General features: G+C 65.9%; 16 protein-coding genes. 14 read left to right on the top strand and 2 right to left on the bottom strand.

What is annotated here, in order from left to right; all coding sequences use genetic code 11:
* The first annotated feature begins 86 nt into the window (after positions 1 to 86).
* From C4S70_RS11015 to C4S70_RS10975, 9 genes are all read left to right on the top strand, one after another.
* Positions 87 to 1,157, top strand: a complete 1,071-nt coding sequence (locus C4S70_RS11015; protein ID WP_104008162.1) for a glycosyltransferase family 4 protein — start codon at positions 87 to 89, stop codon at positions 1,155 to 1,157.
* Positions 1,158 to 1,187: 30 nt separating this feature from the next.
* Positions 1,188 to 1,922 (top strand): hypothetical protein, encoded by a 735-nt coding sequence (locus C4S70_RS11010; RefSeq protein ID WP_104008161.1) that lies wholly within the window; start codon positions 1,188 to 1,190, stop codon positions 1,920 to 1,922.
* Between the two features lie 30 nt (positions 1,923 to 1,952).
* Positions 1,953 to 2,654, top strand: coding sequence for a class I SAM-dependent methyltransferase (locus C4S70_RS11005; protein ID WP_104008160.1), 702 nt, complete (start codon positions 1,953 to 1,955; stop codon positions 2,652 to 2,654).
* 106 nt (positions 2,655 to 2,760) lie between these two features.
* A complete protein-coding gene (locus tag C4S70_RS11000) occupies positions 2,761 to 3,441 on the top strand; it encodes an FkbM family methyltransferase (protein ID WP_104008159.1) in 681 nt (226 codons plus the stop codon).
* Between the two features lie 10 nt (positions 3,442 to 3,451).
* Positions 3,452 to 4,216, top strand: coding sequence for a glycosyltransferase family 25 protein (locus C4S70_RS10995; RefSeq protein ID WP_104008158.1), 765 nt, complete (start codon positions 3,452 to 3,454; stop codon positions 4,214 to 4,216).
* The gene (locus C4S70_RS10990) at positions 4,213 to 5,289 is read left to right on the top strand and encodes a glycosyltransferase (RefSeq protein ID WP_160114871.1); all 1,077 of its coding nucleotides are present in this window, start codon (positions 4,213 to 4,215) and stop codon (positions 5,287 to 5,289) included. The genes C4S70_RS10995 and C4S70_RS10990 overlap by 4 nt, the downstream gene beginning before the upstream one ends.
* Positions 5,286 to 6,092 (top strand): glycosyltransferase family 25 protein, encoded by an 807-nt coding sequence (locus C4S70_RS10985; protein WP_104008156.1) that lies wholly within the window; start codon positions 5,286 to 5,288, stop codon positions 6,090 to 6,092. Before C4S70_RS10990 ends, C4S70_RS10985 begins: the two co-directional genes overlap by 4 nt.
* A 107-nt stretch (positions 6,093 to 6,199) precedes the next feature.
* Complete coding sequence (locus C4S70_RS10980; RefSeq protein ID WP_104008251.1) at positions 6,200 to 7,516, top strand: glycosyltransferase family 4 protein; 1,317 nt, start codon at positions 6,200 to 6,202, stop codon at positions 7,514 to 7,516.
* Positions 7,517 to 7,629: 113 nt separating this feature from the next.
* A complete protein-coding gene (locus C4S70_RS10975; protein WP_104008155.1) occupies positions 7,630 to 8,550 on the top strand; it encodes a manganese-dependent inorganic pyrophosphatase in 921 nt (306 codons plus the stop codon).
* 153 nt (positions 8,551 to 8,703) lie between these two features.
* Here C4S70_RS10975 and C4S70_RS10970 read toward each other — a convergent pair whose 3' ends face one another.
* Positions 8,704 to 10,326, bottom strand: a complete 1,623-nt coding sequence (locus C4S70_RS10970; RefSeq protein ID WP_104008154.1) for an acyl-CoA dehydrogenase family protein — start codon at positions 10,324 to 10,326, stop codon at positions 8,704 to 8,706.
* 200 nt (positions 10,327 to 10,526) lie between these two features.
* Between C4S70_RS10970 and C4S70_RS10965 the strand changes: the two genes are divergently transcribed.
* The 5 genes from C4S70_RS10965 (at position 10,527) to C4S70_RS10945 (ending at position 15,179) form a co-directional block, all read left to right on the top strand.
* Complete coding sequence (locus C4S70_RS10965) at positions 10,527 to 10,826, top strand: FtsB family cell division protein (protein WP_104008153.1); 300 nt, start codon at positions 10,527 to 10,529, stop codon at positions 10,824 to 10,826.
* Positions 10,827 to 10,969: 143 nt separating this feature from the next.
* The gene (gene pdhA, locus C4S70_RS10960; protein WP_104008152.1) at positions 10,970 to 11,959 is read left to right on the top strand and encodes a pyruvate dehydrogenase (acetyl-transferring) E1 component subunit alpha; all 990 of its coding nucleotides are present in this window, start codon (positions 10,970 to 10,972) and stop codon (positions 11,957 to 11,959) included.
* 8 nt (positions 11,960 to 11,967) lie between these two features.
* On the top strand, positions 11,968 to 12,357 hold the full coding sequence (locus tag C4S70_RS10955) for a VOC family protein (RefSeq protein ID WP_104008151.1): 390 nt from the start codon (positions 11,968 to 11,970) through the stop codon (positions 12,355 to 12,357).
* A gap of 3 nt (positions 12,358 to 12,360) precedes the next feature.
* Entirely contained in the window at positions 12,361 to 13,767 is a 1,407-nt protein-coding gene (locus C4S70_RS10950; RefSeq protein ID WP_104008150.1) for a pyruvate dehydrogenase complex E1 component subunit beta, read from the top strand.
* A gap of 95 nt (positions 13,768 to 13,862) precedes the next feature.
* Positions 13,863 to 15,179: a pyruvate dehydrogenase complex dihydrolipoamide acetyltransferase gene (locus tag C4S70_RS10945; protein WP_104008149.1), complete on the top strand. Its 1,317-nt coding sequence runs from the start codon at positions 13,863 to 13,865 to the stop codon at positions 15,177 to 15,179.
* Between the two features lie 128 nt (positions 15,180 to 15,307).
* On the opposite strand, the gene ccmD is transcribed toward C4S70_RS10945, so the two are convergent.
* Positions 15,308 to 15,466, bottom strand: a complete 159-nt coding sequence (gene ccmD, locus C4S70_RS10940; RefSeq protein ID WP_200822756.1) for a heme exporter protein CcmD — start codon at positions 15,464 to 15,466, stop codon at positions 15,308 to 15,310.

Below are 15,466 nucleotides of genomic sequence, written 5' to 3'. Positions count from 1 at the left end.
ACGGGCCGGCGCGCCAGATTGCAACGTCTTTCGTCGCACCCTATAACTCCGCTCACCCCTTGGCACGCAGGAACGGGCGGAACAACATGACCGAAACGGCCCGGCCGGACGAGATCGAGGTGATCGCGCCGAATTTCAAGCGCCGCCTGTCCGGTGTGACGGCGACCATCGCCCGGCTGGTGCCGCTTCAGGCCCGCATGATCGGCATCCGCGCCACCGGGCCGGGTCTGCCCGCCGATGTTCCGCACATGCCTCTGTGGCAGTGCCTCAGCCTGCCCCGCAGCCGCGACGGACGGCCCGTCTGGCGAGTCTGGCACGCAAGGCGCAATGTCGAGATGCTCGCCGGTCTTGTCCTGCGCGGGCTGTTCCGGCGGCGGCTGCGGCTGGTGTTTACCTCGGCCTCGCAACGCCACCACACCGGCTGGACACGGCTTCTGCTCAACCGGATGGACGCGGTGATCGCCACTTCGAAGGCAACCGAAAGCTATCTGTCCGTTCCCGCGACGGTCATCCTGCACGGCATCGACACCGACCGCTTTGCCCCCGCCGCCGACCGCGCGGCGCTGCGCGCGCGGCTCGGCCTGCCTGCGGAGGCGCGAATCGTCGGCTGCATCGGCCGCATCCGGGCGCAGAAGGGGACGGATGTCTTCGTGGACGCGATGATCGAAGTCGCCCGCGATCGCCCGGACGTGATCGGCGTGGTGCTGGGGCGCGCCACGGCCAAGCACCGCGACTTTCTCGCCGGGCTCAAGGACAGGGTGGCACAGGCCGGCCTGTCCGACCGGATCCTCTTTCCCGAGGAAGTCCCGGTGGACCGGGTGGCGGACTGGTATGCGGCGCTGGACCTCTTCATCGCGCCGCAGCGGTGGGAAGGCTTCGGGCTGACCCCGCTCGAGGCGATGGCTTGCGGGGTTCCGGTGATCGCGACCACCGTCGGCGCCTTTCCCGAACTTCTGGCGCAGGGCACCACGGGCACGCTGATCGCGCCGGGCGACGCGCAGCAAATGGCCGAGGCAGCCGCCGCATATCTTGACGACCCCGACCGTTTGGCGCGAGAAGGCGCCGCAGGGCGGGCCCATGTCCTGAACCGCTTTCGCATCGAGGACGAGGCCCGCGCCATCGTCGGCGTCTACCGCCGGCTTCTGGAACAGGCCTGACCGGACTGATCGGGGCCACGGGACGACGACATGAACCTACGTGAACTGAGCGCGATCACGATCTACAAGCTTGGGCTGGCGCGCTGGCTGTTCATCCACATCCCCAAGAACGCCGGCGTCGCGATCCGCAAGAACCCGGAACTTTCGACCCGCCTCGTGGGCGCCGACCCGTGGTTCCATGTCAGCAGGGACTATACCCGCGAACTTGCCGCCTACATGGCCGAACGGGGCGAACATCACGGCTTCCAGCACGCCCGCCTGCGCGACATCCGCGCCGACGTACGCGCGCGCCTTCAGCCGGTCGCGGTGGTGCGCAACCCCTGGGCGCGGGTGGTGTCGCGCTATCGCTTTGCCAGGACAGCGATCGAGATCGGCACCGCCGACGCCGACTATGTCGCGCCCACCTTCGAGGCGTTTCTCGAAGAGCGCCACGTCTACGGCGACCTGCCCTTTTACTGGCACCGCGCGATCCGGGGCTGGTATCCGCAAAAGGACTATGTCGTGGACGAGGCCGGAGAGCTGGGCGCGCATGTCCTGCGGCAGGAAAACCTAGCGGCCGAGGCGACCCGCTATTTCGGACTGAAAAAGCCTCTGCCAGTTCGCAATCGGTCCACGGCAGCATCCGACAAGCCCTGGCGCGACTATTACGAGGACCGCACGCGCCAGATCGTTGCCGACTGGTATGCGGAAGATATTGATTTCTTCGGCTTCGACTTCGATACGAGTGCGACCCGAAATGTCTTTTTCAACGATCCGGTCGCGTAGGCTTGCATTTCGCATACAAGGAACCGCATCATGGAATACCGATTTGAACGCCCCCCCCTGCCATCTTTCGCGCGATGGCGAGACCTTCACCGGCGTTTTCCGGGCAACAGCCTGTTGCGGATGATGGAATACGAAGCGATTGCCCGCGTCCGCATGACGGGACGGGTGCTGGACATCGGTGGCGGCGCAAACGCGAGATATCGCGAACACCTGTCTGCCGGAATCGAATATCATTCAGTCAATATCGACCCCAAGATCGAACCCACATGGCTGATTCGGCCGGGAGATCCCTTGCCCGCAGAGGACGAAAGCTTCGACTGGGTCGTCAGCTTCAACACGCTCGAGCATATTTTCGACCCGCGCCCCACGCTGACCGAAACCTTTCGCGTCCTCAAGTCGGGCGGCACGATGGTCATAGCGGTTCCCTGGATGTTTCGCATCCACGCCCACCCGGACGACTACAACCGCTTGACCCCCAGTTGGTGGCGCGAAGCCTTTCAACAGACGGGTTTCACTTCGGCCAGCGTTTTACCGCTGGTCTGGGGGCGCAACTCAACGGCCTTTTCGATTTCCGGATCGGGGTTGATGCCAAGGCAACTGGCCGCCTATTGGGCGCATGTGAAAGACACATTATATGCGAAACTCCGCTTTCCCTCGGGCGTCTATGACGGACGGCGGGGCGATTCGATCTGCGGCGTTTCGATGGGCTGGTTCATGACGGCCCGGAAATAGACCTGCGGGAACCCGCGCGGCGACGGTCCCAACCGGGCCGCGCATGTGCTAACACGGCCGAAATGGCCTTGATGGAAAGGAATGGGACAAGGTGGGAAATGTCCTGATGCATTGGCGCAGGCTGCGCAACGTCCAGACCATGTCGCATTACGGGGTCAAGGTCAGGACCGGGCAGGCCGACGTGCCTCGGTCGGTTCGAAACGCGCTGTTCAAGGGCACTTACGAACAGCATGAGTGCGAACTGGTAAAGGCGCATCTTCGGCCCGGCGACCGCGTTCTGGAAATCGGCTGCGGCATCGGGCTGGTCAGCATCTTGGCGACGAAGGTCTGCGGCGAAGGCAATGTCTTCAGCCATGAGGCCAACCCCGAGATGGAACAGGTCATCCGCGCCAATTATGCGTTGAACGGGCTCACGCCGAACCTGACCATGCGGGCGGTCACGGCGGATGGGCGCGATCTGACCTTTCATCGCCAGGACAATGTCCTGTCCTCGTCGATCTACGACCGGGGGCTGGGCGCCCAGCAGATCACCATTCCCTCGACCGCGATCAATGACGCGCTGGCCGCCGCGAAGGCCAATGTCGTGATCATGGATGTCGAAGGCGCCGAAGAGGAATTGCTGCCTGCCGCGGATCTGTCCGCCGTGCAGACCATGATCATCGAGATGCACCCCCATATCATCGGCGAGAACCGCGTGCGCGCGCTCTGCGACGACTTGGTCGCGCGGGGCTTTGGCTTGCTTGCCACGCGGCACAAGACATATCTCTTCAAACGGCCCTCTGCCTGACATTCCCGGCATGTGGACCTCCTATGTCATCAACCTCGCGCCGAATGTCGAAAGGATGCGCAATTCGGCCCGGCAGCTTGAGGCGCAGGGCCTGCCCTGGCGGCGCATCGACGCGGTCAACGGCTGGGAGTTGAGCGAGGACGAGATCGCCCGCGTCTATGATGCCAGGGCGAATGCGCGACGGGGCAAGTATCCGCTGGTCCCGGCCGAGATCGGCTGTTACCTCAGCCATATCGAAGCTTGGCGCGCGATCGCGGCCTCGGACCAGCCGGGCGGGTTCATCTTCGAGGACGACTTTGCCGCGAACGGCACACTGGGACCGGTCCTGCGGGCGCTGGTCGAGGACGAGCCGCGAGACTGGGACATGGTGAAGCTGTTTTCCTTCGACGCCAATCCACGCATCCATGCCAGCCGCCCGCTGGGGCGGGATTTCCGCATCGTGGTGCCCGACAAGGTGCCCACCTGCCTGATCGGCTATGGGCTCAGGCGCGAGGCGGCGGCGCATCTGGCTTCGCGCGCCCTGCCCTTTTTCCGCCCCGTGGACGAGGATCAGAAATTCTTCTGGGAAACGGGGTTGCGCGTGGCGCTGGTCCTGCCGCCGCCGATCGAGGTGGGCGATCAGCAGGCCGAAACCGGCACCATCGGCAATGCCCGCCGCGCGGCCACCGCGGGACGGTCGCGGCTGCGGCAAGGGCTGCACGGGGCGCTCTACCAGCTGCGCTATCGCGTGCTTCTGCGATGGCACCGCTGGCGCGGGACGGGGTTGAACCGATGACAGATCAGACGCAAGCCCGGGGCGGAAACATGGGCATCCGCCGCATCCTGCATTTCCACTTTGGCAAGGACGGCGGGGCCGAGCGGTTCTTTGTCAATCTCGCCCAGGGGTTTGCCGCGCGCGGAATCGAACAGAGCTATGTCATCCGCCCGCGCCGCATCTGGAGGGACGAACTGCCCCCCGGACGGGTGATCGAGCACAATTACCGCCGGGTGTCGCTGTTTTCGAAGCTGCTGGAATGGCGCATGACGCGCTACGTGGCCGACTGGCAGCCCGATGTCGTGATGGGTTGGATGCCGCGCGGCGCGCGCCTGATCGGGCTTTGGGAAAGGCCTTTCAAACTCGTCCGGCTGGGGGATTTTCCGGTGCATGTCCGGCATTTCCGAAACTGCGACGTAGTGCTTGGCAACGTCCCCGGAATCGCCCGCCGGGTCGAAGATCTGGGCTGGACCGGGCGCACCGCGACGATCACCAATTTCGCACGCGAGGTGACGCCCGCACCAGTGGACCGCGCGCGCTTTGACACCCCCGATGACGCGCTGCTGATCGCCGGTGCGGGGCGGTTCGTGCCGCGCAAGGGGATGGACCTGCTGGTGCGGGCGGTGGCCGGGATCCCCGGAGCCTGGCTTTGGCTGATCGGCGACGGCAAGGAACGTCCCGCGCTCGAGGCACTGGTGCGCGAATTGGGCATGGCCGACCGCACCCGGTTCATCGGCTGGGTCGAAGAGCCGGTGCATTACATCGCCGCCGCCGACCTATTCGGGATGCCCTCGCGCCATGAACCGTTGGGCAACGCGGTGCTGGATGCCTGGCGGGCGGGTGTGCCGGTGGTCTCCACCCGCTCGGAGGGGCCTGACTGGTACATGGAGCATGAAGGCGACGGGCTCCTGGTGGATATCGACGATCTCGACGCCTTTCGCGCCGGTCTGCAACGGCTGGCCGCCGACCCCGCGCTGGCCGACCGCGTGCGGGCGGGGGGGGCTGCCAAACTGCAGGGCATGTTCGCGCCGGACGCGATCATCGACCAGTATCTCGAACTGTTTGCCGACGGGCTGAAGCGGGCCAGGACGTGAAGGCGCTGGTCATAAATCTGGACCGCGAAACGGCGCGGATGGACTTTCAGCGGGCGCAGCTGGAAGCCCTGGGGATCGAATACGAGCGCCTGCCGGCGTGCACGCCCGATCGTCTTGTTCCGCCCCATGACGCCCCTTGGTGGGACCACTGGGAACGGCCGATGACCCCCGTGGAGAAGGCGGTGCTTCTGTCACACCGCGCTGCATGGCAGCGGATCGTTGATGAGGGCGCGCCGATGCTGGTGCTCGAAGACGACGCGTACCTGTCCACGCGGACACCGGAATTTCTGATATTCCTTGAAGACTTGCGCGGCGCAGATCATGTAACGCTTGAAACGCGGGGCCGCAGGAAACTTCTGGCCCGGAGGTCTTGGCGCGGCATGGCGGGGCTGCGCCGGCTCTACCAGGATCGCACCGGGGCGGCGGCCTATGTACTCTGGCCCTCCGGGGCGCGCAAGCTACTGGTGCGCTCGGACAAGGCGCCAGCGATCGCGGACGGGGTGATCTGCGCGGCCTACGAGATGGTCTCGCTGCAGGCCGACCCGCCGCTGGCGGTGCAGCTCGACACCTGCGCGCATTATGCCATCGCCCCGCCGATGCGGACGGTTTCGGCCATCGCCCCCAAGGGCGCGCGCAGCCCGCACCGCAAGAATGCGGGCCAGAAACTGCGCCGGATCGGGGCGCAGGCGCGGATGGGGCTGCGGCGGCTGGCCCATCCGCTGGCGATGCGGGAAGATCTCGCGCCGATCGGGCCATGGCCACGGCTCGCGCCGGGCGACACGTCGGCGCGCGCCGCGGACTGACGGCGCCATTTCAGACGCCGGGTCCTCCAGCCACCCCGCCCTGATTGCGAGATCGCATCATTGGTGATACCGAAAGCAAGACCGTCGCCACCCGAGGAACACCGCTCTTGCCGTCCCATCGGTCGCGCCAGCCCGTCCCGCTGCTGATCGCCGAAGCCGCCAATCCCGAATGGGTGAGCGTGCCTCTGGTCGGCTGGTCGCTTGCGCGTGCCGTACAGGAAAGGACCGGCGCGCATATCGTTACGCAAGTCCGCAATCGGGACGCAATCCTGCGGGCGGGACTGGTGGAGGGACGCGACTTTACCGCCATTGACACCGAGGCCATCGCCGCCCGCGCGAATTGGTTGGCCGAGCGACTGAGGATGGGTGCCGGACGCGGCTGGACGGTCGTCACGGCGCTCAGCTCGCTCACCTATCCCTGGTTCGAGCGCAAGGTCTGGCAATGCTTTGGCGACCGAATCCGGTCGGGCGAATTTTCCGTTGTGCATCGCATCACACCTCTCAGCCCGACTGCCTTTGGTTCTCTGGCGCGGCGATGCCGTTCTGCCGGCATTCCCTTTCTGATCGGCCCGATCAACGGCGGTGCGCCCTGGCCCGGGGGATTTCTGCGGGAATTGCATGACGAACGGGAATGGCTGGCCTATCTGCGCGGCCTGCACCGGCTGATTCCGGGTCATCGGTCCACCCTGACGAATGCGGACGCAATCCTCGTCGGTTCCCGTCATACGCAGTCCGAAATCGCCCAACGCCAGCAGGCAAAAATCATATACATGCCGGAAAATGCGATCGACCCGGCCCGGTTCAACCTGATCGCCCGCCCCCCGACCGACGGCGTCCTTCGCGCCTGCTTCATCGGTCGACTTGTGCCCTACAAGGGGCTCCGGCTGCTGCTCGACGCCGCGGCGCCTCTGCTCCGGGCGGGGCGGGTGACACTTGACGTGATGGGAGACGGACCTGAGCGGGCCGAGATCGAAACCCGGCTCAAGGATCTGCGCCTGCAAGAGGCCGTGCGCCTGCATGGCTGGATGCCGCACGACCGCATTCAGGAAATCGCGAGCCGCTGCCACCTGCTGACCTTTCCCTCGATCCGTGAATTCGGCGGCGGGGTCGTGCTCGAGGCGATGGCGCTGGGGGTCGTGCCGGTGGTGGTGGACTACGCCGGCCCCGGTGAGCTGGTCAGCGAAGAAACCGGTTTCAAGGTGCCCTTGGGAACTCGGGACGAGATCGTCCGGGCCCTGCGCCGTCAACTGGAAACCATCTGCGATGATCCGTCGGAACTGCCGGGCAAGGCGATGCGCGCGCGCGCGCTGGTGCGGTCAATGTTCACTTGGGACGCCAAGGCCGAACAGGTCATTCAAGTCCACGACTGGCTGCGTGCCGGCGGGGATCCGGACGAAATACCGGCATTCCCCTTCCCCGGTTGACGCCGCTGCGCCATCGGGACGTTTGCGACAAATTCGCTGCTGCAATGCGAAAATCCCCCCGCTATAAGCGCGGCGAACCCCCGGATTCGTCATTTCACATCGAGGACACAGCCATGACCACTCTTGTTTTCGGGCACAAGTCGCCCGACACCGATTCCACCGGCTCGCCGATCATCTGGGCCTGGTACATGAACGAGGTTCAGGGCGTCCCGGCCAAGCCGGTCCTGCTGGGCGAGCCGAACACCGAGGCGGCCTTCATGCTGCAACGCTGGTCGCTGGACAAGCCCGAGATCATCGAGGACGTGGCCGACGGGCAGGCCTGCGTGGTGGTGGACACCAACAACCCCGCCGAGTTGCCGGCCAACATCAACGGCGCGGATGTGCGCGCCATCATCGACCATCACAAGCTGGTCGGCGGGCTGGAGACCCGCGGCCCCATCGAGGTGACCATCCGCCCCGTAGCCTGCACCGCGACGATCATGCATGACCTGATCGGCGCGGATATGGACAAGATGCCCGAGGCGATCAAATGCGCCATGCTGACCTGCATCCTGTCGGACACGCTGGAATTCCGTTCGCCCACCACCACGGACCATGACCGCGAAGTGGCGGAAAAGCTGGCCGCCGAGTTGGGCATCTCGATCCCCGACTATGCCGAGGAGATGTTCGCGGCAAAGTCGGACATCTCGGCCTTCTCGGACGCGGAACTGCTGCGGATGGATTCGAAAGAATACGAGGTGGACGGGGTCAAGTTCCGGGTTTCGGTTCTGGAAACCACGTCGCCTGCCACCGTGCTGAACCGCAAGGACAGCCTGATGGAGGCCATGAAGGCCGTGGCCGAAGAGGATGGCGTGGACCAGGTTCTGCTGTTCGTGGTGGACATCCTGAACGAGGAATCGACTCTGATCGTGCCGAACGATCTTGTGCGGACGGTGGCAAAGAAGAGCTTTGGCGCCGAGGCCGAGGGCGACACCGTGGCGCTACCCGGCGTGGTCAGCCGGAAGAAGCAGATCATCCCTAACCTCAAGGTCTGAGACAGGCCGGCCCCGATTGTCAGGGAACCGTTGGCGGTTTCGGATCGCTTGCGCGATCCGACCGATGCGGGGGGCGTTGCCCCCCGCACCCCCCAGAGTATTTGAAGCAAGATGAAGGAAACGGGTGGAGTTGCCCCGTAAGTGGCGGGTGGTTCAGCCCAGTCGCGAAAGAATTGCCTCGGCGTCCAAGCCGGTGACTGCGCCGTGCACCGAACCGCGCCGGCCCTCGACCCGCGTGGCGATGTAGCCATCCGCAACCGCGTTTGGCGCCATCTGCACCAGTGCGGCCGCTGAAAGCAGCGTGCCGAGGCTTTCGGCGAACCAGCGGGCCTCGGCCTCGGGCGGCAGGGTCGGCCAGCGGTCATGATGGGCGGCCACGGCGGCGTCGAGCCGGGCATCCGTGCCGCGCACCTGATCGAAGACCGTCTGCAGCGCCTCGTCGGCGCGGGGTTCGCGTGTCAGCGAGCGCAGGATGTCCAGGCAGATCACGTTCCCCGAGCCTTCCCAGATTCCGTTGAGCGGCGACTGACGGAAGAACATGGGCATCGGCGTCTCTTCGACATAGCCCATGCCGCCCAGCACCTCCATCGCCTCGGCCACCACGGGCACGCAGCGCTTGTTGTTGAGAAACTTGGCCAGCGCCACGCCGATCCGGGCGAGCGCGCGCGCCCCGTCGTCAGTGCCGTCGAAGGCGCGGGCGACAAGGAACCCGACCGCGACCGAGGCCTCCCAGTCCAGCGCCAGATCGGCCAGCACCGCGCGCATCAGCGGCTGGTCGATCAGGCGGCGCTGAAAGGCCGAGCGGCCCTGCACCCACCAATGCGCCTCGGCCAGAGCCGCGTGCATCAGCCCCGCCGGCGCGATCGCGGTATCCAGCCGTGTATGATGCACCATCTCGATGATGGTGCGCACGCCGGCCCCCTCTTCGCCCAGCTGATACGCCAGCGCATCGACATATTCGATCTCGGAACTGGCATTGGCGCGGTCGCCCAGCTTGTCCTTGAGCCGCTGGATGCGGATGCCGTTGCGCTCGCCGTCGGGCAGCCAGCGCGGCACGAGGAAACAGGTCAGCCCGCCCGGCGCCTGCGCCAGCGTCAGGAAGCCGTCCGACATGGGCGCCGAGCAGAACCATTTGTGCCCGGTCAGCCGCCAGGCATCGCCGTCGCGCACCGCGCGGGTGGTATTGACGCGCACATCCGACCCGCCTTGCTTTTCGGTCATGGCCATGCCCATGGTCGCGCCAGCCTTTTCCCCCACCGGGCGCACCGAGGGGTCGTAGGTGGCCGATGTCAGTTTGGGCCGCCACAGCCTTTCCAGATCGGGATTCACGCCCAGCGCGGGCACCGCGGCATAGGTCATGGTCAGCGGACAGCCAACGCCCGGCTCGACCTGCATCTGCATGTAGACGAGCGCCGCATGGGTGACATGCCCGCCCGGGCGCCCGTCCCAGGCGGCGTGGGCATAGCCCAGCTCCATCCCCGCCGCCATGCAGGCGTGATAGCCGGGGTGAAACGCGACCTCGTCCAGGCGCCGGCCGGAACGGTCGAAAAGCTTCAGGCGCGGGGTGTCGCGGCGGGCCTCCAACGCTGCCTGCTGCAGTTCCTCGCTGCCATAGCGGGCACCGGCCCGGGCCAGCATGTCGGTCCGTCCGCCGGCCCATTCAACCGCGCCGCGCAGAGGGGCATCGGTCTGCCACAGATCGGCGGCGCTGCGGGGCACGGGCTGATTCAGAACCTCATGCGTGCCAAGATCGGATCGCGGACGTGCGCGGGTCATGGCTGTTCCTCCTCCTGTTTTTCGGCCACAGGATGCACCCGCCGCGCCGCCCGCGCCAGCGCGCCATTGCGTCACCAGCGGGAAAAATTCGCCCGGTGCACCAAATGGGGATTCCCCTTGCGAACCGAATATGGCAAGCTCTCCGCCAGCGGCCCGGCAAGAGGCCGCGACCGGACATCGAGGCAGAGGCAGTTTCACCCGTGACCCGTTCCACCCGCCGCAGTTTTGGCTCGCTTCTGTTCTTTACCCTGGCTTTCGCCATCGGTGGCTATTTCACCTTTGCCGCCGTGCAGGGGGATTACGGGCTGTTCCGCCGGGTCGAGCTGCAGGCGGAGCGAAAGGCGCTGCAAGGCGAGCTTGATCGCCTCAACGCCGAGATCGCCCGGATGGAGAACCTGACCCGGCGGCTTTCGGACGATTATCTCGACCTTGATCTGCTGGACGAACAGGCGCGGTCCGTGCTGGGCATGCTGCGCTCCGACGAAATCGTCATTCGCTGAAACATCTCTGAAACGCCCGCCATGCGTCCGGCGCATGTCGGGGCGCTTCCGTCGCGTAAGATTTGCACTCGCCAGACCGGGAAAAATCTTCTATTAGATAGTTTAACGCTAAACTATCTATCTCCAGAGGAGGCATCCCCGCCATGGCTGCCCGAAAAAGCACAAGGAAACCAAATGTTTCCGCCGAGGAACTCAAGAGATATTACCGCGAGATGCTGTTGATCCGCCGATTCGAGGAAAAGGCGGGCCAGCTCTATGGCATGGGCCTGATCGGAGGGTTCTGCCATCTCTACATCGGCCAGGAGGCCGTGGTCGTGGGGCTCGAGGCCGCTGCCGAAGAGGGCGACAAGCGGATCACTTCCTACCGCGATCATGGCCATATGCTGGCCTGCGGCATGGATCCCAAGGGTGTCATGGCCGAGCTGACCGGCCGCATCGGCGGCTATTCCAAGGGCAAGGGCGGCTCGATGCACATGTTCTCGAAGGAAAAGGACTTCTACGGCGGGCACGGCATCGTCGGCGCGCAGGTGCCGCTGGGCGCGGGGCTGGCCTTTGCCGACAAATATCGCGGCACCGACCGGGTCACCTTCACCTATTTCGGCGATGGCGCCGCCAACCAGGGTCAGGTCTACGAAACCTTCAACATGGCCGAACTGTGGCAGCTGCCGGTGATCTTCGTGATCGAGAACAACCAGTATGCCATGGGCACCGCGGTCAAGCGTGCCTCGGCCACGCCGGAGCTGTGGACCCGCGGCGCGGCCTTCAACATTCCCGGCGAGGCGGTGGACGGCATGGACGTGCTGGCGGTCAAGGCGGCCGGCGAAAAGGCTGTTGCTCACTGCCGCGCGGGCAAGGGGCCGTATATCCTCGAGATGAAGACCTACCGCTATCGCGGCCACTCGATGTCCGACCCGGCGAAATACCGCACCCGCGAAGAGGTGCAGAAGGTGCGCGAAACCCGCGACGCGATCGAACATGTCCGCCACCTGCTGCTGGAGGGCAAACACGCAACCGAGGACGACCTGAAGGCGATCGACAGAGAGATCAAGCAGATCGTCAACGAGGCCGCCGATTTCGCCAGGGAAAGCCCCGAGCCGCCGCTGGACGAGCTCTGGACCGACGTCTACGCCTGAGACCCGGCATGCCGCATTTCGAAATACATGTCAGCGACGTGGCGCAGGCCAAGGCATTTTACGCCGGCCTCTTCGGGTGGAACTTTGCCCCGATGCCCGGCGGAGAAGAAGTCGGCTACCACCTGATCGAAAGCGAAGCGATCGGTCACGGCAAGGATCTGACCGGAGGAATGATGCAGCGGATCGGCACCGCGCCCGAGCCGGGAAGCCCCGTGCGGGGATGCACCATGACCTTTGAAGTTGACGACTGCGACGCGCGATATGCATGGGCGCTGGCCAATGGCGGCGCCGAGGCGCTGCCGCCCGCCGACTACCCCGGCATCGGGCGCTGCGCCTATGTCGAAGACGGACAAGGAAACATCGTCGGGATGATTACCCCGGCACAGGAAGGAAACTGAAGCATGGCAACCGAAATCCTGATGCCCGCCCTGTCTCCGACCATGGAGGAAGGCACGCTGGCCAAATGGCTGGTCAAGGAAGGCGATACCGTCTCCAGCGGCGACGTGATCGCCGAGATCGAAACCGACAAGGCCACGATGGAATTCGAGGCCGTCGATGAAGGGGTGATCGGCAAGATCCTCGTGCCCGAGGGCACCGAGGGCGTGAAGGTCAACACGCCCATCGCCATTCTGGTCGAGGAAGGTGAAGAGGTCGGCGACGCCAGCGCCCCGGCCCCGGCCCCGGCCCCGGCTTCGGCCCCCGCCGCAGCCCCGGCGGAAACGGCGCCTGCCGCCCCGGCCGCACCAGCCGCCGCCGCACCTCAGGCCCCCGCCGCGCCGGAACCTCCCGCCGCCGACCTGACCCCGGACTGGCCCGAGGGCACCCCGATGAAGGCTCAGACCGTGCGCGAGGCCCTGCGCGACGCGATGGCCGAAGAGATGCGCGCAGATGAAAGCGTCTATCTGATGGGCGAGGAAGTCGCCGAATATCAGGGCGCCTACAAGGTCAGCCAGGGGCTTCTGGACGAATTCGGATCCCGCCGGGTGATCGACACGCCGATCACGGAAAACGGCTTTGCCGGGATCGGCGTCGGTTCGGCCTTCGGCGGGCTCAGGCCGATCGTCGAGTTCATGACGTGGAACTTCGCGATGCAGGGGATCGACCACATCATCAACTCGGCGGCCAAGACGCTCTACATGTCCGGCGGTCAGATGAACTGCCCGATCGTGTTCCGCGGCCCCAACGGCGCCGCCGCCCGCGTCGCCGCCCAGCACAGCCAGGACTATGCCGCCTGGTACATGCAGATCCCCGGCCTCAAGGTGGCGATGCCCTATTCCGCCGCCGACGCCAAGGGCCTGCTGAAATCGGCGATCCGCGATCCCAACCCCGTGGTGTTCCTGGAAAACGAAATCCTCTACGGCCGCAGCTTCGAGGTGCCGGTGCTGGACGACTTCACCATCCCCTTCGGCAAGGCGCGGATCTGGCGCGAAGGGTCGGACGTCACCATCGTCAGCTTCGGCATCGGCATGACCTACGCGCTCGAAGCCGCCGACCGGCTCGCCGCCGACGGCATCTCGGCCGAGGTGATCGACCTGCGCACCCTGCGCCCGATGGACACCGGCACCGTCATCCGCTCGGTGATGAAGACCAACCGCTGCGTCACGGTCGAGGAAGGCTGGCCGCAGGGCTCGGTCGGGAACTACATCGGCTCGGTCATCATGCGCGAGGCGTTCGACTGGCTCGACGCGCCGGTCATCAACTGCACCGGCAAGGACGTGCCGATGCCCTATGCGGCGAACCTGGAACGTCACGCGCTGGTCACCACCGACGAGGTGGTCGCCGCCGTCCACGAGGTGACCTATCGGTGATCGGCGCGACCTTTCCCCTTCCTCTTGCTGAAAATATCCCGGGGAGCGCGAGGGGCAGCGCCCCTCGCACCCGGACCTATCCAGGAGCATAGCCCATGCCCACCGAAATCCTGATGCCCGCCCTGTCTCCGACCATGGAGGAAGGCACGCTGGCCAAATGGCTGGTCAAGGAAGGCGATACCGTCTCCAGCGGCGACGTGATCGCCGAGATCGAAACCGACAAGGCCACGATGGAGTTCGAGGCCGTCGATGAAGGGGTGATCGGCAAGATCCTGATCCCCGAAGGCACCGAGGGCGTGAAGGTCAACACGCCCATCGCCATCCTCGTGGAAGAGGGCGAAGAGGTCGGAGACGCGAGCGCCCCCGCGGCCCCGGCACCGGCCGCCGCACCGGCTGCGCCGTCCCCTGCCCCGGCAACACCGCCTGCTCCGACCGCCGCAGCGCCGGCTCCGGCAGCTCCGGCGACCGCCGGCGGCGCGCGCATCTTCGCCTCGCCGCTCGCCCGCCGCATTGCCGCCGAAAAGGGGCTGGACCTGTCCGCGATCCAGGGCTCCGGCCCGCACGGGCGGATCGTCAAGGCGGACGTTCTGGCCGCCACGGCAGCGGCCCCTGCCCCGGCCCCGCAACCCGCCGCAGCGCCCGCGACCGCCGCCGCCGCACCCGCCGCAGCGCCTGCTCCGGCGGTCTCGGCCGATGCCGTCGCGCGCATGTACGAAGGCCGCGACTACGAAGAGGTCACGCTGGACGGCATGCGCAAGACAATCGCCGCGCGGCTCACCGAGGCCAAGCAGACGATCCCGCATTTCTACCTGCGCCGCGACATCCGGCTGGACGCGCTGCTTAAGTTCCGCGCCGAGCTCAACGCGCAGCTGGCCGATCGCGGGATCAAGCTCAGTGTCAACGACTTCATCATCAAGGCCTGCGCCCAGGCGCTGCAACAGGTGCCCGATGCCAATGCCGTCTGGGCCGGCGACCGGATCCTGAGGCTCAAGCCCTCGGATGTGGCCGTCGCCGTGGCCGTCGAGGGTGGCCTGTTTACCCCGGTCCTTCAGGATGCCGACAAGAAGTCGCTTTCGGCCCTTTCGGCCGAGATGAAGGATCTTGCCACCCGCGCCCGCGACCGAAAGCTTACCCCGCATGAATACCAGGGCGGCAGCTTTGCGATTTCCAATCTCGGCATGTTCGGGATCGACAATTTCGACGCGGTCATCAACCCTCCCCATGCCGCGATCCTTGCGGTGGGTGCGGGCGTGAAGAAACCGGTCGTGGGGGATGACGGGGAACTGACCGTCGCCACGGTCATGTCGGTGACGCTGTCGGTGGATCACCGCGTGATCGACGGCGCGCTTGGCGCGCAACTTCTTCAGGCGATCAAGGACAATCTTGAAAACCCCGTGGCGATGCTCGCCTGAGGCAACCCACCGTATTCCGGCCTCCTGCCCGTCTTGCCCGCAGCGGGACAAAGGCGGGCCGCAGGCCGCAATTCATGCGCTCGGTCCGGCGATTTCGACGTGAAGTCGCCGGCCGCGAAACTGCGGCCTCAGCGCCGACTGGTCAGGCGTGCTTCGGTCCGCTCCATCTCTTCGCGGACCTTGCGCCCCCGGCGCAGGCTAAGAACCACAAGCGCGACCAGCAGCAGGATCGAGATGGCATAGGCCGACAGAACCGTATCGGCATATTTGCCAAGATCGGGAATCAT

The sequence above is a fragment of the Jhaorihella thermophila genome (assembly GCF_900108275.1).
Taxonomy (GTDB): Bacteria; Pseudomonadota; Alphaproteobacteria; order Rhodobacterales; family Rhodobacteraceae; genus Jhaorihella; species Jhaorihella thermophila.
The sequence above is the reverse complement of the archived record's forward strand: the minus strand, read 5'-3'. Positions and strand labels throughout refer to the sequence as shown.

Bases quoted from the DNA above. Each gene is read 5' to 3' on its own strand.
- C4S70_RS11015 (WP_104008162.1), top strand. From the start codon at position 87: ATGACCGAAACGGCCCGGCCGGACGAGATCGAGGTGATCGCGCCGAAT.
- C4S70_RS10990 (WP_160114871.1), top strand. From the start codon at position 4,213: ATGACAGATCAGACGCAAGCCCGGGGCGGAAACATGGGCATCCGCCGC.
- C4S70_RS10955 (WP_104008151.1), top strand. From the start codon at position 11,968: ATGCCGCATTTCGAAATACATGTCAGCGACGTGGCGCAGGCCAAGGCA.
- C4S70_RS10995 (WP_104008158.1), top strand. From the start codon at position 3,452: ATGTGGACCTCCTATGTCATCAACCTCGCGCCGAATGTCGAAAGGATG.
- C4S70_RS11000 (WP_104008159.1), top strand. From the start codon at position 2,761: ATGCATTGGCGCAGGCTGCGCAACGTCCAGACCATGTCGCATTACGGG.
- ccmD (WP_200822756.1), bottom strand. From the start codon at position 15,466: ATGATTCCCGATCTTGGCAAATATGCCGATACGGTTCTGTCGGCCTAT.
- C4S70_RS10950 (WP_104008150.1), top strand. From the start codon at position 12,361: ATGGCAACCGAAATCCTGATGCCCGCCCTGTCTCCGACCATGGAGGAA.
- C4S70_RS11010 (WP_104008161.1), top strand. From the start codon at position 1,188: ATGAACCTACGTGAACTGAGCGCGATCACGATCTACAAGCTTGGGCTG.
- C4S70_RS11005 (WP_104008160.1), top strand. From the start codon at position 1,953: ATGGAATACCGATTTGAACGCCCCCCCCTGCCATCTTTCGCGCGATGG.
- C4S70_RS10945 (WP_104008149.1), top strand. From the start codon at position 13,863: ATGCCCACCGAAATCCTGATGCCCGCCCTGTCTCCGACCATGGAGGAA.
- pdhA (WP_104008152.1), top strand. From the start codon at position 10,970: ATGGCTGCCCGAAAAAGCACAAGGAAACCAAATGTTTCCGCCGAGGAA.
- C4S70_RS10975 (WP_104008155.1), top strand. From the start codon at position 7,630: ATGACCACTCTTGTTTTCGGGCACAAGTCGCCCGACACCGATTCCACC.
- C4S70_RS10970 (WP_104008154.1), bottom strand. From the start codon at position 10,326: ATGACCCGCGCACGTCCGCGATCCGATCTTGGCACGCATGAGGTTCTG.